At 47.0% G+C, this 1202-nt stretch carries 1 protein-coding gene and 1 pseudogene; one reads left to right on the forward strand and one right to left on the reverse strand.

Annotated features, from left to right (window positions below):
* Positions 1-231, reverse strand: a 231-nt coding sequence (locus FT726_RS27355; RefSeq protein ID WP_407075098.1) for a TerC family protein, incomplete at its 3' end; no start/stop codon positions are given.
* 789 nt (positions 232-1020) lie between these two features.
* Between FT726_RS27355 and FT726_RS27360 the strand changes: the two are divergent.
* Positions 1021-1202, forward strand: a pseudogene (locus FT726_RS27360) (UDP-phosphate galactose phosphotransferase); the annotation flags it as partial.

Genomic DNA, 1202 nt, shown 5'->3' on the forward strand with positions numbered 1-1202 from the left:
GAACAGCGGTTGGGTCAGCGTAACCAGCCACGACAGCGACGCCAGCAGCACCAGCCGTGATACCAGCGCCAGCAGCAGGCCGAACACCCGCGCGCGGTCGCGCAGCGTCGGCGGCAGCTTCTCCACCAAGATGGCAATGAAAACCAGGTTATCAATACCCAGCACCAGCTCAAGAACGATTAGCGTGACTAATCCTGCCCAGAGCGACGGATCGATGATCCACTCCCACATACTTTCATCACCATAATGTCTAAAAATGAGCTTAGTCTGATGATAGTTAATCGTCAGACAGGGTACAAATACGCCCCGGCCGCGCGGATGTCGCGGGCTGGCGGCTTATTAGGATTAATCTTACCTTGTTCAGCCGGGCGATAAGTGAAAAGTATGGATAAACATCCTGTGTGGATGAAGACCACTATTTATTCTTATCCGGCGGCAAAAGCGTACATTTTTAATGCGACTAATCTGAAGACGGGTATCGAATTATTCTGAAATTTGGCGTGAAATTGCCTGGCGGGGCTGGCATCAATACTTATGGCTGGTAGTCTTTTTCCTAAAATAGTGCAGGGAAGACGGGGCCTACTTGTAAACAAGCCAGTAATAACTAGTATAGCAACGTGTTAGTAAATGTCTGCGCCAATGTTGTTAATAGCGCGCTGTTTAGCTTCTTAATGTTGTGAATTGTGATCGTGCACGGGTTAAGGCGGGTATTTCCCGGCGTGGCGACAAAGCGCGGACAAAAAATAGGGTGTTGTAAGCGGTATTGGCAGCGACAGCCAAGGGCGGTAGCGTGCCTGATGTGGTTTTCACAGGTTAAGAATTGTCTGGCCTTGCGGCAAAAGGAAGTCAGACTAATCTGTTGGTATTTATCACAATTTTCTTGCTTAACTGGAAAGAGAATTGGCCTAAATGCCGGGGAGTTCGCCGCAGTTTGTCTCGCTGGTTTAGTTAGTGCATCGCTCATTAATTACTCAGGCTTAGGCGTTAGGGATTAAGGGAAATAAAATAAAAGAGTCAAATATGCGCGATAATGAATTTACATATAAAAGTCTTCTGACAAAAATTTTACTGGCGTGCTCGGATTTAATTTGTTTCAACGCGGCATTGTTTATTGCACTCGCGCTGATTAATTCGTTCGCCGATTCTCCACTGGCAGATATTTCTGAAAAAGACCTCAACTTAAAAATCGCCACCCATGTCTG

Source organism: Pantoea sp. Morm (genome assembly GCF_016643525.1).
Classification (GTDB): domain Bacteria; phylum Pseudomonadota; class Gammaproteobacteria; order Enterobacterales; family Enterobacteriaceae; genus Pantoea; species Pantoea dispersa.